This window comes from Tenacibaculum sp. Mcav3-52 (assembly GCF_022347665.1).
Lineage (GTDB): Bacteria > Bacteroidota > Bacteroidia > Flavobacteriales > Flavobacteriaceae > Polaribacter > Polaribacter mesophilus.
Genome location: NZ_JAKRGE010000002.1, coordinates 243253 through 263707 on the forward strand (window position 1 = coordinate 243253; position 20455 = coordinate 263707).

Below are 20455 nucleotides of genomic sequence, written 5' to 3' on the forward strand. Positions count from 1 at the left end.
ACAATACTATACTTAACTAAAAAAGCCCGTACTTAAGTACGGGCTTTAAAGTTTATTAAAAAATTATTTTATTTTAAACGCTTTTTCTTTCGGATAATAAGCTACATCTGCCAATTGTTCTTCAATACGTAATAATTGATTGTATTTTGCCATACGATCAGAACGTGAAGCAGAACCTGTTTTGATTTGTCCACAGTTCAATGCTACAGCTAAATCTGCAATGGTATTATCTTCAGTTTCTCCAGAACGATGACTCATTACAGAAGTATATCCTGCATTATGCGCCATGTTTACCGCTGCAATTGTTTCTGTTAATGTACCTATTTGATTTACTTTAATTAAGATTGAATTTGCAATTCCATTCTCAATTCCTTTTGATAAACGCTCAACGTTTGTTACAAATAAATCATCTCCAACTAACTGAACTCTATCTCCTACTTTTTCTGTTAACATCTTCCATCCATCCCAATCGTTCTCATCCATTCCATCTTCAATAGATATAATAGGGTATTTTTCACATAATTCAGCTAAATAAGTAGCTTGTTCTTCTGAAGTTCTTACAGCACCTTTATCTCCTTCAAACTTAGTATAATCATACTGTCCATCTATATAAAACTCAGCTGAAGCACAATCTAATGCAATCATCACTTCTTCTCCAAATTTGTATCCAGCATTCTTGGTTGCTAAGGCAATTGTTTCAATAGCATCTTCTGTTCCTTCAAGCGTTGGAGCAAATCCACCTTCATCACCTACTGCTGTAGATAAATTACGATCATGCAATACTTTCTTTAAGTTATGGAAGATTTCAGACCCTACTTGCATTGCTTCTGTAAAGTTTTGAGCTTTTACTGGCATAACCATAAATTCTTGGAATGCAATTGGTGCATCTGAATGTGAACCTCCATTAATGATATTCATCATAGGAACAGGTAAAGTATTTGCTGAAACTCCGCCTACATAACGATATAATGGTAATCCTAATTCATTTGCTGCTGCTTTTGCTGCTGCTAAAGAAACACCTAAAATAGCATTCGCTCCTAAAACTGATTTGTTCGGAGTTCCATCTAAATCAATCATCAATTGATCGATCATGTTTTGCTCAAATACAGATACTCCTAATAACTCTTGGGCAATAACTGTGTTAACATTTTCAACCGCTTTTAAAACACCTTTACCCATATAATTGTCACCTCCATCACGTAATTCAACAGCTTCGTGTTCACCTGTAGAAGCACCAGATGGTACTGCTGCTCTACCTACGATTCCATTTTCTGTAGTTACATCTACTTCCACTGTTGGATTTCCTCTTGAATCAAAAATTTGACGTGCATGAATGTTTATTATGATACTCATAGTTATTTACTTTTAATATAGATTCCCGTGATTGTTAATTCACGGGAATTTATTTATTATACTTTTTAAAAATTTATGCTTTTACTTTTTTAATGTTCTCAATGAACTGATCAAATAAGTATTCAGCGTCATGCGGTCCAGGACTAGCTTCTGGATGGTATTGTACAGAAAATACATTTTTAGACTTCATTCTAATACCTGCTACAGTATTATCGTTTAAATGTACATGTGTTATTTCCACATCTGGATGCGATTCTGTTTCTTCTCTATTAATAGCAAAACCATGATTTTGGGAAGTAATTTCTCCTTTTCCTGTCAATAAATTTTTAACAGGATGATTAATACCTCTATGACCATTATGCATTTTATAAGTAGAAATTCCATTAGCTAATGCAATTACTTGGTGCCCTAAACAGATTCCAAATAAAGGCAAATCTTTTTCTATTATTTCTTTGGCTGTCTTTTGAGCTTCTACTAAAGGCTCTGGGTCTCCAGGTCCATTAGAAATAAAGTATCCATCAGGGTTAAAATCACTCATTTGTTCGAAACTAGCATTGTAAGGGTACACTTTAATATAAGCGCCTCTTTTAGCTAAGTTTCTTAAAATATTTTTCTTTATACCTATATCTAAAGCTGATATTTTTATTGGGGCATTTTCATCACCTACGAAATAAGGTTCTTTGGTTGATACCTTAGAAGCTAATTCTAATCCTTCCATGTTAGGAATTTCAGCTAATTGCTTCTTTAATTCGTCTATTTTATCTATTTCAGTTGAAATAACAGCGTTCATAGCTCCATTTTCTCTAATGTAAGATACTAACGCACGTGTATCAACATCTGAAATAGCTACTAAATTGTGCTTTTCGAACCAATCGAATAGATTCCCATCTGAATCTACACGAGAGTGTGTAAAACTGAAGTTACGACAAATTAAGCCTGAAATTTTAATTCCTTCTGATTCTACTTCTTCATTATTAACTCCATAATTACCAATATGAGCATTGGTCGTTACCATTAATTGTCCGAAGTAAGAAGGATCTGTAAAAATTTCTTGGTATCCTGTCATACCTGTATTAAAACAAATTTCTCCTGTTGCGGTTCCTTCTATCCCAATAGATTTACCGTAGAAAATAGTCCCATCTGCTAATAGAACTAATGCTTTTTTACGTGTTTTATATTTCATTTAGTGGTGTTGTGTAATTTGTTTGCAAAAATATATAAAAAAAGGGACAAACATTAAATGTTTATCCCTTTGATATAATTTATAAAAATTCTCATTTTTATTCTTCTTCTTGTGAAGTTTGAGTTTCAACAGCTGCAGCTTCAGTTTTCTTCGCTCCACCACGACGGCTACGACGAGTACTCTTTTTAGCTTTGTTTCCTTTTGGATTGTATAACTCGTTGTAGTCAACTAATTCAACCATCGCCATTGGAGCGTTATCTCCTTGACGGTTTCCTAATTTGATTATACGAACGTATCCTCCTGGTCTGTCTGCTACTTTTACAGAAATTTCTTTGAATAATTCTGTAACAGCTTCTTTGCTACGCAAGTAACTAAATACTACACGACGGTTATGCGTTGTATCGTCTTTAGATTTTGTAATTAAAGGCTCAACAAACTTACGTAAAGCTTTCGCTTTAGCTTCAGTAGTATTGATTCGCTTGTGCTCTATTAAAGAACAAGCCATATTAGATAACATCGCTTTTCTATGCGCTGTTTTTCTACCTAAGTGATTAAATTTCTTTCCGTGTCTCATGACATTTGGTTTTAGCTCTCATCTTGCTACTACTCTAATTTAGAGGAGCAAAATATGAAAGGTTAATCTTTATCTAATTTGTATTTGCTTAAATCCATTCCGAAATTTAAACCTTTGTTAGCCACTAACTCATCCAATTCTGTTAATGATTTTTTACCAAAGTTTCTGAACTTCATTAAATCGCTTTTGTTAAATGATACTAAGTCTCCTAAAGTATCTACTTCTGCAGCTTTTAAACAATTTAAAGCACGAACTGATAAATCCATATCAACTAGTTTCGTCTTTAATAACTGACGCATATGTAATGATTCTTCATCATAAGTTTCAGTTTGTGCAATTTCATCTGCCTCTAAAGTGATACGCTCATCAGAGAATAACATAAAGTGGTGGATTAAAATCTTAGCTGCTTCTGTTAAGGCATCTTTAGGATTGATAGATCCATCAGTATCGATATCGAAAACTAATTTTTCGTAATCGGTCTTTTGCTCTACACGGAAATTTTCAACAGCATATTTTACATTCTTTATTGGAGTGTAAATAGAATCTGTAAAAATTGTTCCTAAAGGCGCACCAGCTCTTTTATTTTCTTCTGCTGGTACAAAACCTCTACCTTTTTCAATGGTAATTTCAGCATTTAACGTTACTGATTTATCCATGTTACAAATTACTAAATCTGGATTTAGTACTTGAAAACCTGAAATGAACTTTTGTAAGTCACCAGCTGTTAATTGCTCTTGTCCTGATATTGCAATAGAAACTGTTTCTCTGTCTGATTCTTCAATCTGCTTCTTAAAACGTACTTGCTTTAAGTTTAAGATAATTTCTGTTACATCTTCTACAACACCTTGAATAGTTGAAAACTCATGATCAACTCCGTCGATACGTAATGATGTAATAGCGAATCCTTCAAGAGATGATAATAATACTCTTCGTAATGCATTACCAACTGTTAATCCAAAACCTGGTTCAAGAGGTCTAAATTCGAATCTTCCTGAAAAATCAGTAGATTCAATCATTATTACTTTATCAGGCTTTTGAAAATTTAAAATTGCCATATTATTTTTCTTCGTTTTAATTGTTATTTAGTTGCGCGGTTTATAAGTGTGAAGAAATACGAATAAACCCTTTGGCTAAATACCAATATGATTAATTTATTACTTAGAGTATAATTCTACGATTAATTGCTCTTTAATGTTTTCAGGTATTTGTAATCTTTCTGGAGCTTTTACAAATGTTCCTGATTTTTGATCTGCATTCCAAGTTAACCACTCGTAAACATTGCTATTAGCTGCTAAAGCATTTTCAATAGCTTCTAACGACTTAGATTTTTCTCTTACTGCTACTACATCTCCCTCTTTTAATCTATAAGATGGAATGTTAACGATATCTCCGTTAACTGTAATGTGACGGTGAGATACTAACTGACGTGCAGCTCTACGTGAATTTGCAACACCTAAACGGTATACTACGTTATCTAAACGAGATTCACATAATTGTAATAAGATTTCACCTGTTACTCCTTGAGAAGCTGATGCTTTTTTGAAAAGGTTACGGAACTGACGTTCTAAAATACCATAGGTATATTTAGCCTTTTGCTTTTCCATTAACTGGATTGCATATTCAGATTTTTTACCTCTTCTTTTACCTACTCCATGTTGTCCTGGAGGGTAATTTCTTTTTTCGAAGTTTTTATCGTCTCCGAAAATTGCTTCGCCAAACTTACGAGCAATTTTAGTTTTTGGTCCTGTATATCTTGCCATTTCTAATTAGTTTAGTAGGGATTATGAATTAAGGCGTACTCCTTCGATAATCTTTTTAATCCTACTGTGTTAAAATACTTAATTTTTCACGCACAAAAGTACGCTAAATAAAGTATAAGTTGAAAATTAATTCAACTTATACTCTTCTTCTTTTAGGTGGACGACATCCGTTGTGAGGAATCGGAGTAACATCAATAATTTCTGTTACCTCAATACCTGAATTGTGAATAGATCTGATTGCAGATTCTCTACCGTTACCTGGTCCTTTAACATACACTTTTACTTTACGTAAACCTGCTTCTTTAGCAACGTTTGCACAATCTTCTGCTGCTAACTGAGCTGCGTAAGGAGTGTTCTTTTTAGAACCTCTGAAGCCCATTTTTCCTGCAGATGACCAAGAAATAACGTCACCTTTTTTGTTTGTTAAAGAAATAATAATATTGTTGAAAGATGCAGTTACGTGAGCTTCACCAACTGACTCTATTACAACTTTACGTTTTTTTGTTACTTTAGACTTTGCCATAATTCTTTACTATTAGTAAAAAATAATCAATGATTATTTTTTCTTGTTAGCTACAGTTTTTCTCTTACCTTTTCTTGTACGAGAGTTATTCTTTGTTCTTTGTCCACGTAATGGTAAACCAAGTCTGTGACGAATACCTCTTTGACATCCGATATCCATTAAACGTTTAATGCTTAATTGAACCTCAGAACGTAACTCACCTTCAATAGTGTAAGTTCCAACTTGCTCACGAATTGCTGCAATTTGATCATCAGTCCAATCTTGAACTTTGATACTTTCATCTATATTGGCAGCAGCTAAAACTTCTTTAGCTCTGCTTCTTCCTATACCAAAGATGTAAGTTAAAGCGATAACACCTCTTTTATTCTTTGGAATATCTATACCTGCGATTCTTGCCATAACTACCCTTGTCTTTGTTTAAATCTAGGATTCTTTTTGTTAATTACATATAATCTGCCTTTTCTGCGTACAATTTTGCAGTCGGCACTTCTTTTCTTTAATGATGCTCTTACTTTCATCAGTGTGTGTTTTTAATATCTGTAAGTAATTCTTGCCTTTGATAAATCATACGGACTCATTTCTAACTTTACCTTATCTCCTGGTAATAGTTTTATATAATGCATACGCATTTTTCCTGAAATGTGAGCCGTAACAATATGTCCGTTCTCTAATTCTACTCGAAACATTGCATTCGATAATGCTTCTGTAATAGTTCCGTCTTGTTGAATTGCTGGTTGTTTAGCCATATTATTTTAATGATTTTCTGTTACTGTTACCTGTTTTCATTAAACCATCATAACGACTGTTTAATAAATACGAGTTTATTTGCTGAATAGTGTCTATTGCAACTCCTACCATAATGATTAATGATGTTCCTCCATAAAACATTGCCCAGTTTTGAGTAACTCCAAACTTTACAATGATTGCTGGTAAAATAGATAAAGCTGCTAAGAAGATAGATCCTGGTAATGTAATTTTCGACAATACTGAATCTAAAAAGTTAGCTGTCTCTTCACCTGGTTTATAACCTGGAACAAAACCATTACTTCTCTTTAAGTCTTCTGCCATTTTATTCGTTGGAATAGTAATAGCAGTATAAAAGTAACTAAAGACAATAATTAATAAAGCAAATATAACGTTATACCATAAACCGTTAATATCAGTTAAACTGTTTAATGCTGGATATTTTTGACCTAATGCTATTGGTAAAAACATAATAGCCTGTGCAAAAATAATTGGCATTACTCCAGCTGCATTCAATTTTAAAGGAATGTACTGTCTTGCGCCATCAACATCTTTAATGTTTGTAACTGCTGTACGACGCGCGTATTGAACGGCTACTTTACGTACTGCTGTAACTAATAATACGGTTAACAAGATTACTACAAACCAAACTATTAATTCGATTAAAATCATCATAATTCCTCCAGCACCTGCAGTTTGCTTAGAAACTAATTCTTGAATAAAAGCTGCTGGGAAATTTGCGATAATACCAACGGTAATTAATAATGAAATTCCATTACCAACTCCTTTATCAGTAATACGCTCTCCTAGCCACATTGCAAAAATTGTTCCTGCACTTAAAAGAATGATAGATGATACCCAAAATGTTGCTCCTGTTACTAAGAATGCTTCTTGCGGTAAACCCATTTGGTTTTGGATTACTCCAATATAGGTTGGTGCTTGAAACAACGTAATAGCAATCGTAAGCCATCTTGTTATTTGCGTAATCTTCTTACGTCCACTTTCTCCATCTTTTTGTAATTTCTGTAAATATGGTACTGCAATACCCATTAACTGAACTACAATTGATGCAGAAATATAAGGCATTATACCAAGTGCCATAACTGACGCTCTAGCAAATGCCCCACCTGTAAATGCGTTTAATAAACCTAAAAGTCCACCGTCAGTACTGTCTTTTAATGCTGATAACTGAGTAGGGTCAATTCCTGGTAATGGAACTGCTGCCATAAAACGGTAAACAGCGATTAAACCTAAGGTTAAAAGTAATTTTTCTTTTAACTCTTCAATCTTCCAAATGTCTTTTAAAGTATTTATAAAATTCATCATTTACAATTCTTATAATGTTACTGCTTCACCTCCTGCTGCTTCAATAGCTGCTTTAGCTGATGCTGTAAATTTATGTACAGTTATATTTAATTTAGCTTTTAACTCTCCACCACCTAATATTTTAACTAAGTCGTTTTTACGAGCTAATCTGTTTTCTACTAAAACGTCTAAATTAACTGTATCTGTTATCTTTCCGTTATCTACTAATGATTGTAACTTGTCTAAATTTACACCAACATATTCTTTACGATTAATGTTAGTGAAACCAAATTTAGGCACACGTCTTTGAAGTGGCATTTGCCCTCCTTCAAATCCTATTTTACGAGAATAACCAGAACGAGATTTAGCTCCTTTATGTCCTCTTGTAGAGGTACCTCCGTGACCAGAACCTTCTCCACGAGCGATTCTTTTACCGCTTTTTGTAGATCCTGCTGCTGGTTTTAAGTTGTGTAAACTCATCTTTATATTGTCTTATTTAATTTCTTCTACAGAAACTAAGTGTGAAACTTTACTTACCATACCCAAAATTGTAGCTGATGCTTCATGCTCTACAGTTTGGTTCATTTTACGTAAACCTAACGCCTCTAACGTTCTTTTTTGATTTTTAAGGCGACCGATTTGACTTTTTACTTGTGTAACTCTAATTTTACTCATCGTCTTAAATTTTAACCGTTAAAAACTTTCTCTAAAGATATACCTCTTTGCTTAGCAATTGTAGCAGCACTACGTAATTGTAATAAAGCATCAAAAGTTGCTTTTACTACGTTGTGAGGGTTTGATGATCCTTGAGATTTTGATAATACGTCTTTAATACCTACAGCTTCTAATACTAAACGTACAGCACCTCCGGCAATAACCCCGGTACCGTGTGAAGCAGGCTTGATGAATACTTTTGCTCCACCAAATTTACCTTTTTGTTCGTGTGGTAATGTTCCGTCTAAAATAGGAATACGCACTAAATTTTTCTTTGCATCTTCAACTGCTTTTGCAATTGCAGAAGAAACATCTTTAGACTTTCCTAATCCGTGACCTACAACTCCATTACCATCTCCAACTACTACGATAGCAGAGAAACCAAATGCTCTACCTCCTTTAGTTACTTTGGTAACACGTTGTACACCAACTAATTTATCTACAAGCTCTAATCCGCTTGGTTTTACTCTTTCTACGTTTTTATATCCTAACATAATATAATTTCTTAAAATTTTAAACCAGCTTCTCTTGCAGCGTCTGCTAATACTTTAACTCTTCCGTGGTATAAATATCCGTTACGGTCAAAAGCAACAGTATCAACACCAGCCTTTACAGCTTTTTCAGCAATAGCTTTACCTACAGCTGTAGCCGCTTCTGCTTTAGAACTAGATATAATTTCTTTATCTCTTGATGATGCAGATGCTAATGTAACACCAGCAACGTCATCAATTAACTGAGCATAGATTTCTTTGTTACTTCTAAAAACTGATAACCTTGGTTTTTCAGCTGTACCTGTAACAATCTTTCTAATCCTATGCTTAATTCGTTGTCTTCTTTCAAGCTTTGATAATGCCATAATAATTTCTCTTATTTATTATGCAGATTTACCTGCTTTTCTTCTTAATACTTCTCCTACAAACTTAATTCCTTTTCCTTTGTAAGGTTCTGGCTTACGGAATGAACGAATTTTTGCTGCAACTTGACCAACTAATTGCTTGTCATGTGAAGTTAATTTTACGATTGGGTTCTTACCTTTTTCAGATACTGTTTCAACCTTAACTTCTGGAGCTAAATCTATTACAATATTGTGAGAGAAACCTAAGGCTAAATCTAATTTTTGTCCTTGGTTAGATGCTCTATAACCAACACCTACTAACTCTAACTCTTTAGTAAATCCTTTGCTAACACCTTCAACCATGTTATTGATTAAAGCACGGTATAAACCATGTGCTGCTCTATGATCTTTACTTTCTGATGGTCTTTCTAAAGTAATGGTACCATCTTCAACTTTTACAGTAATATCAGACTTAATTTCTTGAGTTAACTCTCCTAATTTTCCTTTTACTGTAACCACATTTCCGTCTACTTTCACTTCAACACCTTGTGGCAATGCGATTGGATTCTTTCCTATTCTACTCATCTTACAAAATGTTTTTTTAGTAAACGTAACATAATACTTCACCACCAACGTTCTCTTGTCTTGCTTTTTTGTTTGTCATTACACCTTTTGATGTAGAAACAATAGCAATACCTAATCCGTTCAATACTCTTGGCATTTCTTTAGCGCCAACGTATCTACGTAAACCTGGTGTCGAAATTCTTTGAATCTTTCTGATTACTGATTCTTTCGTATCACGATCGTATTTTAAAGCTATCTTAATCGTTCCTTGAACCTTATCGTCATTGAACTGATAACTTAAAATGTAACCTTGATCGAACAAAATCTTCGTCATTTCCTTCTTCAACTTTGAAGCAGGAACTTCAACTACTCTGTGATTTGCTGCAATAGCATTTCTCACTCGAGTAAGAAAATCCGCGATTGGATCTGTATACATAGTTAATTAATTTTCGGTTTTGGTTTTTAGCATTATTATCTTATCAACGCAAATACTAAACCTGAAACCAGTTAATACTTATTTATTTGTTTTTTGAGTAAAATCTCATAAGCATTATACCATTTAAGTGGTATTTACTTACAAGGCGTAATTTACCCTATAAAAACAGAGTGCAAATATACATAAACTTTTTGAAAATCAAACCTTTTTGATGATTATCATTTTTAGTATCAAAATATTACATTTCTGTAAGAGTATTTTAATTTTAAAATGAAATTAAAGTATGTATTAATTACACCTTTTTATTAAGCAAAAAGGTGTACAACTTTGTTTAGTTATACACCTTTATTTTGTATGGAAGAGCTTCTTACCAGCTTGCTTTCTTTACTCCTGGAATTAATCCTTGGTTAGCCATTTCACGGAAAGTAACACGTGAAATTCCGAACTGACGCATATATCCTTTTGGACGTCCAGTTAGTTTACAGCGATTGTGCATTCTAATTGGTGATGCGTTTTTTGGCAACTTTTGTAATGCTTCATAGTCTCCAGCCTCTTTTAAAGCTTTTCTCTTTTCTGCATATTTAGCAACCATTTTAGCTCTTTTGCGCTCACGCGCTTTCATTGATTCTTTAGCCATCTTATTAATTCTTTTTAAATGGTAATCCTAATTCTCCTAATAATGATTTAGCTTCCTTATCAGTGCCTGCTGATGTTACAAAAGTAATATCCATACCACTAATTTTTTTCACTTGATCAATATTAATCTCTGGGTAGATGATTTGCTCAGTAATTCCTAAATTGTAATTACCTCTACCATCAAAACCATTTGCTTTGATACCGTTAAAGTCTCTTACACGTGGTAAAGAAGCTGTAACTAATCTATCTAAAAATTCGTACATTTTATCTCCTCTTAACGTAACTTTTGCTCCAATAGGCATTCCTTTACGTAATTTGAAGTTTGCAACGTCTTTCTTAGAAATTGTAGGTACTGCTTTTTGACCAGTAATAGTAGTTAACTCATCAATAGCGTATTCTATTAATTTCTTATCTGCTATAGCTGCACCAACACCTTTACTTACAACTATCTTTTGTAATTTAGGCACTTGCATTACATTGCTATAACCAAATTCATCAGTAAGAGCTTTGATAACTCTGCTCTTGTACTCTTCTCTTAATCTTGGTACGTAACTCATTGTTATATTGCTTTATCTGATTTTTTTGAAACTCTGAACTTTTTTCCACTTTCCTTATCAAAATCATACCCTACTCTAACAGCTTCACCGTTTTCGATTAAGGCTACATTCGATATATGTAATGGAGCTTCCTTTTTTACAATTCCTCCTTGAGGGTTAGCAGCACTTGGTTTAGTGTGTTTAGACACCATATTTACACCTTCTACTACTACTCTATCCTTATCTTTAAGGATTTGTAAAACTTTTCCTTCAGATCCTTTATGATCCCCTGCTATAACTTTAACAGTATCTCCTGATTTAATTTTAAATTTTTTCATTTTAAAATCTGATTTTATAACACCTCAGGTGCTAATGATACTATTTTCATAAATTGTTTCTCACGTAATTCACGAGCCACAGGTCCGAATACACGAGTACCTCTCATTTCCTCTGAAGGATTTAAAAGTACACAAGCATTATCATCAAATCTGATATATGATCCGTCTTTACGTCTAACTTCTTTCTTAGTACGAACAACAACTGCACGAGATACTTGACCTTTCTTTACAGTTCCGTTTGGAGTTGCAGATTTTACTGAAACTACAATTTTATCTCCAACACTAGCGTAACGCTTTTTTGTTCCTCCTAAAACTCTAATCACTAAAACTTCTTTTGCTCCAGTGTTATCTGCGACTTTTAATCTTGATTCTGTCTGTAACATATTATTTAGCTCTTTCTAGGATTTCTACTAATCTCCAACGCTTAGATTTACTCATAGGACGTGTTTCCATGATCCTTACAGTATCACCTTCGTTGCAATCGTTATTCTCGTCATGTGCAACGTACTTCTTAGTCTTCAATACGAACTTTCCGTACATTGGGTGCTTTACTCTTTTTACCTCGCTAACTACAATAGATTTCTCCATTTTGTTGCTAGATACTACACCGATTCTCTCTTTTCTAAGATTTCTTTTTTCCATCTTTAAAACTGACTAGAATTATTGTAATTCTCTTTTAGTTAACTCTGTAGCAATTCTTGCTACAGTTTTTCTTAAGCTACGTAACTCTAATGGGTTTTCCAATGGAGTTATGGCGTGAGCCATCTTAAGATCAGTATAATTTTTCTTCAACGCCCCTAGCTTTTCTTGTAAGTCAGCTGTTGATAATTCTTTAATTTCTGATTGTTTCATGATCTAATAGAATTAAGCGTTATAATCAAAATCTCTTGCTATTACAAACTTCGTTTTTACAGGAAGTTTTTGCGCTGCTAAACGTAAAGCTTCTTTTGCTACTTCCATTGGTACTCCACCAATTTCGAACAAAATTCTACCTGGTTTTACAACTGCTACAAAGTGATCTGGTGCACCTTTACCTTTACCCATACGTACCTCTAACGGTTTCTTTGTTATTGGTTTATCTGGGAAAATCTTAATCCAAAGTTGCCCCTCTCTTTTCATATAACGAGTTGCCGCAATACGAGCTGCCTCAATTTGACGAGAGGTAAGTAAGTTCTGGTCTAATGATTTGATACCAAACATTCCGTTAGAAAGTTGAGTACCTCTACCAGAGTTACCTTTCATATTTCCTTTCGCCTTCTGTACCTTACGGTATTTTACTCTTTTTGGCTGTAACATTGTTAATTTCTTTTAAAAATTATTTTCTTCTGCGAGGTTGACGTTTACCACCACCTTTGTTTCCACTACCTTTTTGCTTAGATAGTCCAACTAATGGAGATAATTCACGTTTTCCATAAACCTCACCTTTCATAATCCATACTTTCACACCGATTCTTCCGTATGTAGTATGTGATTCAACAAGTGCATAATCGATGTCTGCTCTGAAGGTAGAAAGAGGAATTCTTCCTTCTTTGTAATGCTCAGAACGTGCCATTTCAGCTCCGTTTAAACGACCTGATAATTGAACTTTAATTCCTTCTGCATTCATTCTCATTGCAGCAGCGATTGCCATTTTAGTAGCTCGCTTGTAAGAAATTCTATTTTCAATTTGACGTGCGATACTAGCAGCAACTAATTTTGCATCTAATTCTGGACGCTTAATTTCGAAAATATTAATTTGAACTTCTTTACCAGTAATTTTCTTAAGCTCTTCTTTTAACTTGTCTACCTCTTGACCTCCTTTACCAATAATGATACCTGGACGTGCAGTAGTGATAGTAACGGTTACAAGTTTTAAGGTACGCTCAATAATAATTCTTGATACACTTGCTTTAGATAATCTAGCATATAAATACTTTCTTATCTTATCATCTTCAGCAATCTTATCTCCGTAGTCATTTCCACCATACCAGTTAGATTCCCATCCTCTGATAATTCCTAAACGATTTCCTATTGGATTTGTCTTTTGTCCCATTTCTACTTTGATTAATTACTATTATTTTTAGTTCCTAACTCTAAAGTTACGTGATTAGAACGCTTACGAATTCTATGTGCACGACCTTGCGGAGCTGGTCTTAACCTTTTTAACATACCTGCGCTATCAACACAAATTGATTTTACGTATAATCCAGCATCTTCAATGCTTGCATCTTCATTTTTAGCTTGCCAGTTAGCAATAGCTGATAATAATAACTTTTCTAAGTTACGTGATGCTTCTTTTGGACTGAACTTTAAGATTTGTAAAGCTTTTTCAACTTCTACTCCTCTTACTAAATCTGCTACCAAGCGCATTTTTCTTGGTGATGTAGGACAATTAGTTAATTTAGCGAAAGCTCTAGACTTTCTAGCTTCTTTTAACTGTGTTGCCATGTTATGTTTACGACTTCCCATAATTTCCTACTATTTTTTACCTTTATTTTTTGCACCAGCATGTCCTCTAAATGAGCGTGTTGGTGAAAATTCGCCTAATTTATGACCTACCATGTTTTCAGTAACGTAAACTGGTACAAACTGACGTCCGTTGTGAACTGCAATTGTTTGCCCTACGAAATCAGGAGTAATCATACTTGCTCTAGACCAAGTTTTGATAACTGACTTACTACCTGCTTCTACGTTAGCTAACACTTTTTTCTCTAACTTATAGTGAACGTAAGGTCCTTTTTTTAATGATCTTGCCATGGTTTATTATTTCTTTCTACGTTCTACGATATACTTATTACTAGCTTTGGTCTTTGATCTAGTCTTAAATCCTTTAGCAGGAATACCGTTTCTAGATCTTGGATGCCCTCCAGAAGAACGTCCTTCACCACCTCCCATTGGGTGATCAACTGGGTTCATTCTTACTGCATTTGTTCTTGGTCTTCTTCCTAACCATCTACTTCTACCTGCTTTACCTGAAACTAATAATTGGTGGTCTGAGTTAGACACTACTCCAATTGTAGCCATACAAGTTAATAAGATAAATCTTGTTTCTCCAGAAGGTAATTTAACAGTTGCATATTTACCTTCTTTTGCAACTAACTGAGCAAAAGCTCCAGCAGAACGAGCCATAACAGCTCCTTGACCTGGGTGTAACTCAATACAAGAAATTGTAGTTCCTAAAGGAATTTCACTTAAATACATAGCGTTACCTACTTCTGGAGCTACTTCCTTTCCTGAAATGATTGTTTGACCTACTTTTAATCCGTTTTGTGCAATCACATAACGTTTTTCACCATCAGCATAACTAACTAATGCAATAAATGCAGTACGGTTTGGATCGTACTCAATAGTTTTTACTGTTGCAGGAATACCTTGCTTATCTCTTTTAAAATCGATAATACGGTATTTTTGTTTATGACCTCCACCGATGTTACGTGTAGTCATTCTACCCTGGTTGTTTCGACCTCCAGATCGTTTTTTCGGAGCTAATAAAGATTTCTCCGGCTTATCAGTAGTAATGGTGTCGAACCCATTTACAACTCTAAAACGCTGACCTGGTGTTATTGGTTTTAATTTTCTAACTGACATTCTGTCTTTTCTTAAAGATTGTTATAAAAATCAATAGTTTCTCCTTCAGCTAACTGAACGATTGCCTTTTTGTATCCACCTGTTAATCCACTAACTAAACCTTTTTTAGTGTATTTAGTTTTTCTTTGTGCTGGATAATTCATTGTTTTTACAGATTCAATCGCTACACCATAAGCAGCTTCTACAGCTGCTTTGATTTCTAATTTGTTAGCTTTTTTATTTACAACAAATGTATAACGGTTGTTTAACTCGCTATCATTTGTAGCTTTTTCTGTAATAATAGGTTTAATTAAAATACTCATCTTGTTCCCTATTTACTTAAATTAGACTCAATTCCTTCTAGAGAGCTTTCTGAAATAACCACTTTATTAGCATTTAAAACGCTATACGTGTTAATACCTGAAGCATCTACTACTTTAGAACCTTTTAAGTTACGAGATGATAAGTAAACATTCTTACTTTCTTCACCTAATACGAATAAAGACTTTTTAGCGTCTAATTCTAAAGCTTTTAATACATTGATAAACTCTTTAGTTTTTGGAGCTTCAAAATTGAAATCTTCAACAACCACTAAATTGTTTTCTTTTGCTTGAATACTTAAAGCTGACTTACGTGCTAAACGCTTTAAGTTTTTATTTAACTTAAAAGAATAGTTTCTAGGTCTTGGACCAAACATACGTCCACCACCTCTAAAAACACCAGACTTGATACTACCCGCACGAGCTGTACCAGTTCCTTTTTGTTTTTTTATCTTTCTTGTACTACCAGCAATCTCAGCTCTTTCTTTCGATTTATGAGTACCTTGTCTTTGATTAGCCAAATACTGCTTTACATCTAAATAAATTGCATGATCATTTGGCTCAATTCCGAATACCTCGTTAGAAAGTTCAACTTTTCTACCAGTATCTTTTCCTGTAATATCTAATACTGCTACTTTCATTATTTCTCGATAGTTACATAAGAGTTTTTGTGACCAGGAATTGCTCCTTTTACAACGATAAGATTCTTATCTGCAACCACTTTTAAAACTCTTAAATTTTGAACTTTTACTTTGTCTCCACCCATACGACCTGCCATACGCATTCCTTTGAATACTCTTGCAGGGTATGATGCTGCACCAATTGAACCTGGAGCTCTTAAACGGTTATGTTGACCGTGAGTTGCTTGTCCAACCCCGCCAAAACCATGACGTTTAACAACACCTTGAAAACCTTTACCTTTTGAAACTCCTGATACATCAACGAATTCTCCTTCAGCAAAGTGTTCAACAGTAATTGAGTCACCTAATTTGTACTCACCTTCGAATCCTTGGAACTCAACGACCTTTCTTTTAGCAGATGTACCAGCTTTTTTAAAGTGACCATCTAAAGCCTTATTAGAGCTTTTTGCTTTTTTGTCATCGAAACCAAGTTGTAACGCGTTATAGCCGTCAACCTCTTCGGTTCTGACTTGGGTAACGACGCAAGGACCTGCTTCGATTACAGTACAAGGAATATTTTTCCCATTTTCATCGAATAAGCTGGTCATTCCTACTTTTCTTCCTATTAACCCAGACATATTTGTTAATTTTCAGACGATAGATTTTAATTTATCCAGCGCGTCTATTAATAAAATAATTTTTTGAAACAAATGTTTCTTGTTTTCCTTCAAATTTCTCAAAAAAAAAGAGCGAAAAACACCTTCACTCTTTGAATTTGTTTTACCGTTTTTCCTTCGCGAAACCCTCAGGACATGTCATTTCTGAATACTTTTCAGAAATTTCCACTCTCCGAAAACTAAAATTTCGGTGTGCAAAAGTATAAAAAACTTTCGGCTTAACAAAATTAAACCGAAAGTTATTGATTTACTTATACTTTGATCTCAACTTCAACTCCACTTGGCAACTCAAGTTTCATTAGTGCATCAATAGTTTTTGAAGAAGAACTATAAATGTCTAATAATCTTTTGTAAGCAGATAATTGAAATTGTTCTCTTGATTTTTTGTTTACGTGTGGTGAACGTAACACTGTAAAAATCTTTTTATTTGTTGGTAAAGGAATTGGTCCGTTTACTACAGCACCAGTACTCTTTACTGTTTTTACGATTTTCTCAGCAGACTTGTCTACTAAATTATAATCGTAAGATTTTAACTTTATTCTAATTTTTTGACTCATCTTAATTAACCTTTAGCGTTTGCGATTACTTCTTCTGAAATGTTACTTGGAGTTTCTGCATAGTGAGAGAATTCCATAGTAGAAGTTGCTCTACCTGAAGATAATGTTCTTAAAGAAGTAACATATCCAAACATTTCTGATAAAGGAACGATTGCTTTTACTACTTTAGATCCAGCACGATCGCTCATATCGTTTACTTGTCCTCTTCTTCTGTTTAAGTCTCCAACGATATCTCCCATGTTCTCCTCTGGAGTTAACACTTCTAATTTCATCATTGGTTCCATGATTACAGCTCTTGCAGCTTTTGCAGCAGCTTTATAACCTAACTTAGCAGCTAATTCGAATGATAATTGATCAGAATCTACAGGGTGGAAAGATCCATCCTTTAAAGTAATCTTCATCGAATCCATTTCGTAACCAGCTAAAGGACCATTCTTCATTGCCTCTTTGAATCCTTTCTCTACAGAAGGCACAAATTCCTTAGGAACGTTACCACCTTTAATAATAGACTCAAATTGTAACCCTGTAACACCTTCATCAGCAGGCTCCATAGTAAATACAATATCAGCAAACTTACCACGTCCACCAGATTGTTTCTTATAAACCTCTCTGTGATCTGCAGTAGCTGTTAAAGCTTCTTTGTACTCTACTTGTGGTTGTCCTTGATTTACTTCAACCTTAAACTCACGCTTTAAACGATCAACAATAATATCTAAGTGTAACTCACCCATTCCTGAAATTACAGTTTGACCTGAAGCATCATCTGTTTTTACAGTAAATGTTGGATCTTCCTCTGCTAATTTACCTAAAGCCATACCTAACTTATCAACGTCAGCCTTAGTTTTTGGTTCAACAGCAATACCGATTACTGGATCTGGGAAATCCATTGATTCTAAAACAATTGGATTCTTTTCATCAGATAAGGTATCTCCTGTTTTAATATCTTTAAATCCTACAGCAGCTCCAATATCTCCAGCTTCAATAAAGTCAATAGCATTTTGCTTGTTAGAGTGCATTTGGTAAATACGTGAAATACGTTCTTTTTTACCTGAACGGTTGTTCAACACATAAGAACCTGCATCTAAACGACCAGAATAAGCGCGGAAGAATGCTAAACGTCCTACGAAAGGATCGGTAGCAATTTTAAATGCTAAAGCTGAAAATGGCGCTTTTGCGTCTGGCTTACGTGTTTCCTCCTCACCAGTATCAGGATTAGTTCCTACGATATTATCTCTATCTACTGGAGAAGGTAAATAACGACATACAGCATCTAATAAAAACTGAACACCTTTATTTTTGAATGAAGAACCACATACCATTGGAATTATAGACATATCCATTACAGCAGCTCTTAATGCAGCATGCACTTCTTCTTCTGTAATTGAATCTTCATCTTCCATGTACTTCTCTAATAAGTTTTCGTCATAAGCAGCAACCTCTTCGATTAACTTACCACGTAACTCACGAGCTTCTTCTTTTAATTCTTCTGGAATCTCTACTACATCGAAAGTTGACCCGTAGTTATCATCATGCCATACAATAGCACGGTTTTTAACTAAATCAACAATTCCTTTAAAATCTGCTTCATCACCAATGTTTAATACGATTGGCACTGCATTAGACTTTAACATGTCTTTTACTTGCTGACATACTGCTAAGAAGTTTGCTCCTTGACGGTCCATTTTGTTAACGAAACCGATACGAGGTACTTTATAGTTATCAGCTAAACGCCAGTTAGTTTCAGATTGTGGCTCAACTCCGTCTACTGCAGAGAATAAGAACACTAGCCCATCTAATACACGTAATGAACGGTTTACCTCTACGGTAAAATCAACGTGACCTGGAGTATCAATAATATTAAAATGGTATCCTTTAGCATCAGCAGTTGGTTTTCCATTTTCTGTTGGGAATTGCCATGTACAAGTAGTTGCTGCAGAAGTAATTGTAATACCTCTTTCAGCTTCTTGCTCCATCCAGTCCATTGTAGAAGCACCATCGTGAACCTCTCCAATTTTGTGAGACACCCCTGTATAGAAAAGGATACGCTCAGTTGTTGTTGTTTTACCAGCATCAATATGAGCAGCAATACCGATATTTCTTGTATATTTTAAATCTCTTGCCATTTCTTATTAAAATCTAAAGTGTGAGAATGCTTTGTTTGCTTCAGCCATCTTATGAGTATCAACTCTTTTCTTAACAGCAGCACCTTCTTCTTTAGCAGCAGCTAAAATCTCAGCAGCTAAACGTTGTGCCATTGTTTTTTCATTACGCTTACGCGCATAAGAAATCATCCATTTAATCGCCATAGAAACCTTACGGTCTGGACGAATTTGCATTGGAATTTGGAAAGTTGCACCACCAACACGGCGAGAACGAACTTCTACGTGAGGCATCACGTTAGACAAACCATCTTTCCACACTTCTAAAGCCGACTTTTCTTCGTCAGTTTTCTTTTCGCTTACGATATCCATTGCATCGTAAAACACTTTGAACGCTACAGATTTTTTACCGTCCCACATTAAGTTATTCACAAAACGTGTAACTAATTGATCGTTGAATCTTGGATCCGGTAACAAAACTCTTTTTTTAGCTCTTCTTTTCCTCATGTCTTTACATTAAAAAAGTTACTAATTAATTTTTACTTTTTGTCTTTTGGGCGTTTTGCACCGTACTTAGATCTACGTTGGGTTCTACCCTCAACTCCAGCAGTATCTAATGCTCCACGTACCACGTGATATTTAACACCTGGTAAATCTTTTACCCTTCCACCTCTAACTAATACTATCGAGTGCTCTTGCAAGTTGTGCCCCTCACCTGGAATATACGCGTTGATTTCATTACCATTTGTTAAACGCACCCTTGCAACCTTACGCATCGCTGAGTTAGGTTTCTTAGGTGTAGTGGTATACACACGCGTACAAACTCCACGTCTTTGTGGACATGCTTGTAAAGCAGCCGATTTACTCTTCTTAGTTATTTTGGCTCTTCCTTTACGAACTAATTGTTGAATAGTTGGCATACTAAATTATTACTTGTTTTTAATTTGTACTTAAATTACTCTAATTTTAAGAGTGTGCAAATGTACGACAATTTTCTATTTATTCAAATATCAAGGAGTTATTTTTAACAAACCTCGAAAAAAACTTCATAAACTCAAATTCACAGTACCACTTACACCTCCTCCAAAACACAAAAAACAAACAATCAAAAAAAATAAACAATAACCTTACATTC

At 34.5% G+C, this 20455-nt stretch carries 34 protein-coding genes; all 34 read right to left on the reverse strand.

The features are described from left to right. Positions 1 to 63: 63 nt before the first annotated feature. Positions 64 to 1353: a phosphopyruvate hydratase gene (eno, locus tag MHM83_RS07105; RefSeq protein WP_159490047.1), complete on the reverse strand. Its 1290-nt coding sequence runs from the start codon at positions 1351 to 1353 to the stop codon at positions 64 to 66. Positions 1354 to 1426: 73 nt separating this feature from the next. Beyond that, positions 1427 to 2536 (reverse strand): glutamine-hydrolyzing carbamoyl-phosphate synthase small subunit, encoded by a 1110-nt coding sequence (gene carA, locus MHM83_RS07110; RefSeq protein ID WP_047789814.1) that lies wholly within the window; start codon positions 2534 to 2536, stop codon positions 1427 to 1429. Between the two features lie 97 nt (positions 2537 to 2633). Further along, complete coding sequence (rplQ, locus tag MHM83_RS07115; protein WP_047789815.1) at positions 2634 to 3110, reverse strand: 50S ribosomal protein L17; 477 nt, start codon at positions 3108 to 3110, stop codon at positions 2634 to 2636. 62 nt (positions 3111 to 3172) lie between these two features. After that, complete coding sequence (locus MHM83_RS07120) at positions 3173 to 4165, reverse strand: DNA-directed RNA polymerase subunit alpha (RefSeq protein WP_047789816.1); 993 nt, start codon at positions 4163 to 4165, stop codon at positions 3173 to 3175. Between the two features lie 99 nt (positions 4166 to 4264). Further along, positions 4265 to 4870: a 30S ribosomal protein S4 gene (gene rpsD / locus MHM83_RS07125; protein WP_047789817.1), complete on the reverse strand. Its 606-nt coding sequence runs from the start codon at positions 4868 to 4870 to the stop codon at positions 4265 to 4267. A 136-nt stretch (positions 4871 to 5006) separates the two neighbouring features. Beyond that, positions 5007 to 5393, reverse strand: a complete 387-nt coding sequence (rpsK, locus tag MHM83_RS07130) for a 30S ribosomal protein S11 (RefSeq protein ID WP_047789818.1) — start codon at positions 5391 to 5393, stop codon at positions 5007 to 5009. 33 nt (positions 5394 to 5426) lie between these two features. Continuing rightward, complete coding sequence (rpsM, locus tag MHM83_RS07135) at positions 5427 to 5792, reverse strand: 30S ribosomal protein S13 (protein WP_047789819.1); 366 nt, start codon at positions 5790 to 5792, stop codon at positions 5427 to 5429. Between the two features lie 2 nt (positions 5793 to 5794). Continuing rightward, positions 5795 to 5911, reverse strand: coding sequence for a type B 50S ribosomal protein L36 (ykgO, locus tag MHM83_RS07140; RefSeq protein ID WP_010181906.1), 117 nt, complete (start codon positions 5909 to 5911; stop codon positions 5795 to 5797). 12 nt (positions 5912 to 5923) lie between these two features. Beyond that, positions 5924 to 6139, reverse strand: a complete 216-nt coding sequence (infA, locus tag MHM83_RS07145) for a translation initiation factor IF-1 (RefSeq protein ID WP_024740627.1) — start codon at positions 6137 to 6139, stop codon at positions 5924 to 5926. A gap of 1 nt (position 6140) precedes the next feature. Next, complete coding sequence (secY, locus tag MHM83_RS07150; protein ID WP_047789820.1) at positions 6141 to 7460, reverse strand: preprotein translocase subunit SecY; 1320 nt, start codon at positions 7458 to 7460, stop codon at positions 6141 to 6143. A gap of 12 nt (positions 7461 to 7472) precedes the next feature. Next, positions 7473 to 7922, reverse strand: a complete 450-nt coding sequence (gene rplO, locus MHM83_RS07155) for a 50S ribosomal protein L15 (protein ID WP_047789821.1) — start codon at positions 7920 to 7922, stop codon at positions 7473 to 7475. 12 nt (positions 7923 to 7934) lie between these two features. Further along, positions 7935 to 8117, reverse strand: a complete 183-nt coding sequence (gene rpmD / locus MHM83_RS07160) for a 50S ribosomal protein L30 (RefSeq protein WP_047789822.1) — start codon at positions 8115 to 8117, stop codon at positions 7935 to 7937. A gap of 11 nt (positions 8118 to 8128) precedes the next feature. Further along, positions 8129 to 8653, reverse strand: coding sequence for a 30S ribosomal protein S5 (rpsE, locus tag MHM83_RS07165; RefSeq protein WP_125064354.1), 525 nt, complete (start codon positions 8651 to 8653; stop codon positions 8129 to 8131). Between the two features lie 8 nt (positions 8654 to 8661). Next, positions 8662 to 9012 carry a 50S ribosomal protein L18 gene (gene rplR / locus MHM83_RS07170; protein ID WP_239178991.1) on the reverse strand — a complete coding sequence of 117 codons (351 nt, stop codon included), beginning with the start codon at positions 9010 to 9012 and terminating at the stop codon, positions 8662 to 8664. An 18-nt stretch (positions 9013 to 9030) separates the two neighbouring features. Further along, positions 9031 to 9576 carry a 50S ribosomal protein L6 gene (gene rplF / locus MHM83_RS07175; RefSeq protein WP_047789825.1) on the reverse strand — a complete coding sequence of 182 codons (546 nt, stop codon included), beginning with the start codon at positions 9574 to 9576 and terminating at the stop codon, positions 9031 to 9033. Positions 9577 to 9592: 16 nt separating this feature from the next. After that, complete coding sequence (gene rpsH, locus MHM83_RS07180) at positions 9593 to 9991, reverse strand: 30S ribosomal protein S8 (protein WP_047789826.1); 399 nt, start codon at positions 9989 to 9991, stop codon at positions 9593 to 9595. A gap of 367 nt (positions 9992 to 10358) precedes the next feature. Continuing rightward, complete coding sequence (rpsN, locus tag MHM83_RS07185; protein WP_028890738.1) at positions 10359 to 10628, reverse strand: 30S ribosomal protein S14; 270 nt, start codon at positions 10626 to 10628, stop codon at positions 10359 to 10361. 4 nt (positions 10629 to 10632) lie between these two features. Next, on the reverse strand, positions 10633 to 11184 hold the full coding sequence (gene rplE / locus MHM83_RS07190) for a 50S ribosomal protein L5 (protein ID WP_159613056.1): 552 nt from the start codon (positions 11182 to 11184) through the stop codon (positions 10633 to 10635). A 2-nt stretch (positions 11185 to 11186) separates the two neighbouring features. Beyond that, entirely contained in the window at positions 11187 to 11501 is a 315-nt protein-coding gene (rplX, locus tag MHM83_RS07195; RefSeq protein WP_047789828.1) for a 50S ribosomal protein L24, read from the reverse strand. Positions 11502 to 11515: 14 nt separating this feature from the next. After that, entirely contained in the window at positions 11516 to 11884 is a 369-nt protein-coding gene (rplN, locus tag MHM83_RS07200; protein ID WP_047789829.1) for a 50S ribosomal protein L14, read from the reverse strand. Between the two features lies 1 nt (position 11885). Next, entirely contained in the window at positions 11886 to 12143 is a 258-nt protein-coding gene (rpsQ, locus tag MHM83_RS07205; protein ID WP_028890734.1) for a 30S ribosomal protein S17, read from the reverse strand. Positions 12144 to 12161: 18 nt separating this feature from the next. After that, a complete protein-coding gene (gene rpmC / locus MHM83_RS07210) occupies positions 12162 to 12353 on the reverse strand; it encodes a 50S ribosomal protein L29 (RefSeq protein ID WP_028890733.1) in 192 nt (63 codons plus the stop codon). Positions 12354 to 12365: 12 nt separating this feature from the next. Further along, positions 12366 to 12797, reverse strand: a complete 432-nt coding sequence (rplP, locus tag MHM83_RS07215; protein ID WP_047789830.1) for a 50S ribosomal protein L16 — start codon at positions 12795 to 12797, stop codon at positions 12366 to 12368. 19 nt (positions 12798 to 12816) lie between these two features. Beyond that, a complete protein-coding gene (gene rpsC, locus MHM83_RS07220; RefSeq protein ID WP_047789831.1) occupies positions 12817 to 13533 on the reverse strand; it encodes a 30S ribosomal protein S3 in 717 nt (238 codons plus the stop codon). Between the two features lie 11 nt (positions 13534 to 13544). Next, positions 13545 to 13949 carry a 50S ribosomal protein L22 gene (gene rplV / locus MHM83_RS07225; protein ID WP_028890730.1) on the reverse strand — a complete coding sequence of 135 codons (405 nt, stop codon included), beginning with the start codon at positions 13947 to 13949 and terminating at the stop codon, positions 13545 to 13547. Between the two features lie 9 nt (positions 13950 to 13958). Continuing rightward, complete coding sequence (rpsS, locus tag MHM83_RS07230; protein ID WP_028890729.1) at positions 13959 to 14237, reverse strand: 30S ribosomal protein S19; 279 nt, start codon at positions 14235 to 14237, stop codon at positions 13959 to 13961. 6 nt (positions 14238 to 14243) lie between these two features. After that, complete coding sequence (rplB, locus tag MHM83_RS07235) at positions 14244 to 15068, reverse strand: 50S ribosomal protein L2 (protein WP_047789832.1); 825 nt, start codon at positions 15066 to 15068, stop codon at positions 14244 to 14246. An 11-nt stretch (positions 15069 to 15079) separates the two neighbouring features. Then, on the reverse strand, positions 15080 to 15370 hold the full coding sequence (gene rplW / locus MHM83_RS07240; protein WP_239178993.1) for a 50S ribosomal protein L23: 291 nt from the start codon (positions 15368 to 15370) through the stop codon (positions 15080 to 15082). Between the two features lie 8 nt (positions 15371 to 15378). Beyond that, a complete protein-coding gene (gene rplD, locus MHM83_RS07245) occupies positions 15379 to 16008 on the reverse strand; it encodes a 50S ribosomal protein L4 (protein WP_047789834.1) in 630 nt (209 codons plus the stop codon). Then, positions 16008 to 16625, reverse strand: a complete 618-nt coding sequence (gene rplC, locus MHM83_RS07250; RefSeq protein ID WP_047789835.1) for a 50S ribosomal protein L3 — start codon at positions 16623 to 16625, stop codon at positions 16008 to 16010. Before rplC ends, rplD begins: the two co-directional genes overlap by 1 nt. A 290-nt stretch (positions 16626 to 16915) precedes the next feature. After that, positions 16916 to 17221 (reverse strand): 30S ribosomal protein S10, encoded by a 306-nt coding sequence (gene rpsJ / locus MHM83_RS07255; RefSeq protein WP_024740605.1) that lies wholly within the window; start codon positions 17219 to 17221, stop codon positions 16916 to 16918. Positions 17222 to 17226: 5 nt separating this feature from the next. Beyond that, positions 17227 to 19344: an elongation factor G gene (gene fusA, locus MHM83_RS07260; protein ID WP_125068416.1), complete on the reverse strand. Its 2118-nt coding sequence runs from the start codon at positions 19342 to 19344 to the stop codon at positions 17227 to 17229. Between the two features lie 6 nt (positions 19345 to 19350). Continuing rightward, a complete protein-coding gene (gene rpsG / locus MHM83_RS07265; protein WP_239178995.1) occupies positions 19351 to 19827 on the reverse strand; it encodes a 30S ribosomal protein S7 in 477 nt (158 codons plus the stop codon). 32 nt (positions 19828 to 19859) lie between these two features. Beyond that, positions 19860 to 20240, reverse strand: coding sequence for a 30S ribosomal protein S12 (rpsL, locus tag MHM83_RS07270; protein ID WP_028890722.1), 381 nt, complete (start codon positions 20238 to 20240; stop codon positions 19860 to 19862). Positions 20241 to 20455: the final 215 nt, after the last annotated feature.

Excerpts from the sequence above, each read along its gene's own strand:
- rpsN (WP_028890738.1), bottom strand. The coding sequence starts at position 10,628 with ATGGCTAAAGAATCAATGAAAGCGCGTGAGCGCAAAAGAGCTAAAATG.
- rpsS (WP_028890729.1), bottom strand. The coding sequence starts at position 14,237 with ATGGCAAGATCATTAAAAAAAGGACCTTACGTTCACTATAAGTTAGAG.
- rplQ (WP_047789815.1), bottom strand. The coding sequence starts at position 3,110 with ATGAGACACGGAAAGAAATTTAATCACTTAGGTAGAAAAACAGCGCAT.
- fusA (WP_125068416.1), bottom strand. The coding sequence starts at position 19,344 with ATGGCAAGAGATTTAAAATATACAAGAAATATCGGTATTGCTGCTCAT.
- rpmD (WP_047789822.1), bottom strand. The coding sequence starts at position 8,117 with ATGAGTAAAATTAGAGTTACACAAGTAAAAAGTCAAATCGGTCGCCTT.
- MHM83_RS07120 (WP_047789816.1), bottom strand. The coding sequence starts at position 4,165 with ATGGCAATTTTAAATTTTCAAAAGCCTGATAAAGTAATAATGATTGAA.
- rpsJ (WP_024740605.1), bottom strand. The coding sequence starts at position 17,221 with ATGAGTCAAAAAATTAGAATAAAGTTAAAATCTTACGATTATAATTTA.
- rpsC (WP_047789831.1), bottom strand. The coding sequence starts at position 13,533 with ATGGGACAAAAGACAAATCCAATAGGAAATCGTTTAGGAATTATCAGA.
- rplF (WP_047789825.1), bottom strand. The coding sequence starts at position 9,576 with ATGAGTAGAATAGGAAAGAATCCAATCGCATTGCCACAAGGTGTTGAA.
- rplR (WP_239178991.1), bottom strand. The coding sequence starts at position 9,012 with ATGGCATTATCAAAGCTTGAAAGAAGACAACGAATTAAGCATAGGATT.
- infA (WP_024740627.1), bottom strand. The coding sequence starts at position 6,139 with ATGGCTAAACAACCAGCAATTCAACAAGACGGAACTATTACAGAAGCA.
- rplE (WP_159613056.1), bottom strand. The coding sequence starts at position 11,184 with ATGAGTTACGTACCAAGATTAAGAGAAGAGTACAAGAGCAGAGTTATC.
- rpsH (WP_047789826.1), bottom strand. The coding sequence starts at position 9,991 with ATGTATACAGATCCAATCGCGGATTTTCTTACTCGAGTGAGAAATGCT.
- rplC (WP_047789835.1), bottom strand. The coding sequence starts at position 16,625 with ATGTCTGGGTTAATAGGAAGAAAAGTAGGAATGACCAGCTTATTCGAT.
- rplD (WP_047789834.1), bottom strand. The coding sequence starts at position 16,008 with ATGAAAGTAGCAGTATTAGATATTACAGGAAAAGATACTGGTAGAAAA.
- carA (WP_047789814.1), bottom strand. The coding sequence starts at position 2,536 with ATGAAATATAAAACACGTAAAAAAGCATTAGTTCTATTAGCAGATGGG.
- rpsG (WP_239178995.1), bottom strand. The coding sequence starts at position 19,827 with ATGAGGAAAAGAAGAGCTAAAAAAAGAGTTTTGTTACCGGATCCAAGA.
- rpmC (WP_028890733.1), bottom strand. The coding sequence starts at position 12,353 with ATGAAACAATCAGAAATTAAAGAATTATCAACAGCTGACTTACAAGAA.
- rpsL (WP_028890722.1), bottom strand. The coding sequence starts at position 20,240 with ATGCCAACTATTCAACAATTAGTTCGTAAAGGAAGAGCCAAAATAACT.
- rpsD (WP_047789817.1), bottom strand. The coding sequence starts at position 4,870 with ATGGCAAGATATACAGGACCAAAAACTAAAATTGCTCGTAAGTTTGGC.
- eno (WP_159490047.1), bottom strand. The coding sequence starts at position 1,353 with ATGAGTATCATAATAAACATTCATGCACGTCAAATTTTTGATTCAAGA.
- rpsK (WP_047789818.1), bottom strand. The coding sequence starts at position 5,393 with ATGGCAAAGTCTAAAGTAACAAAAAAACGTAAAGTTGTAATAGAGTCA.
- rplV (WP_028890730.1), bottom strand. The coding sequence starts at position 13,949 with ATGGGAAGTCGTAAACATAACATGGCAACACAGTTAAAAGAAGCTAGA.
- secY (WP_047789820.1), bottom strand. The coding sequence starts at position 7,460 with ATGAATTTTATAAATACTTTAAAAGACATTTGGAAGATTGAAGAGTTA.
- rplN (WP_047789829.1), bottom strand. The coding sequence starts at position 11,884 with ATGTTACAGACAGAATCAAGATTAAAAGTCGCAGATAACACTGGAGCA.
- rplB (WP_047789832.1), bottom strand. The coding sequence starts at position 15,068 with ATGTCAGTTAGAAAATTAAAACCAATAACACCAGGTCAGCGTTTTAGA.
- rpsM (WP_047789819.1), bottom strand. The coding sequence starts at position 5,792 with ATGGCAAGAATCGCAGGTATAGATATTCCAAAGAATAAAAGAGGTGTT.
- rplW (WP_239178993.1), bottom strand. The coding sequence starts at position 15,370 with ATGAGTATTTTAATTAAACCTATTATTACAGAAAAAGCTACAAATGAT.
- ykgO (WP_010181906.1), bottom strand. The coding sequence starts at position 5,911 with ATGAAAGTAAGAGCATCATTAAAGAAAAGAAGTGCCGACTGCAAAATT.
- rplP (WP_047789830.1), bottom strand. The coding sequence starts at position 12,797 with ATGTTACAGCCAAAAAGAGTAAAATACCGTAAGGTACAGAAGGCGAAA.
- rplO (WP_047789821.1), bottom strand. The coding sequence starts at position 7,922 with ATGAGTTTACACAACTTAAAACCAGCAGCAGGATCTACAAAAAGCGGT.
- rplX (WP_047789828.1), bottom strand. The coding sequence starts at position 11,501 with ATGAAAAAATTTAAAATTAAATCAGGAGATACTGTTAAAGTTATAGCA.
- rpsQ (WP_028890734.1), bottom strand. The coding sequence starts at position 12,143 with ATGGAAAAAAGAAATCTTAGAAAAGAGAGAATCGGTGTAGTATCTAGC.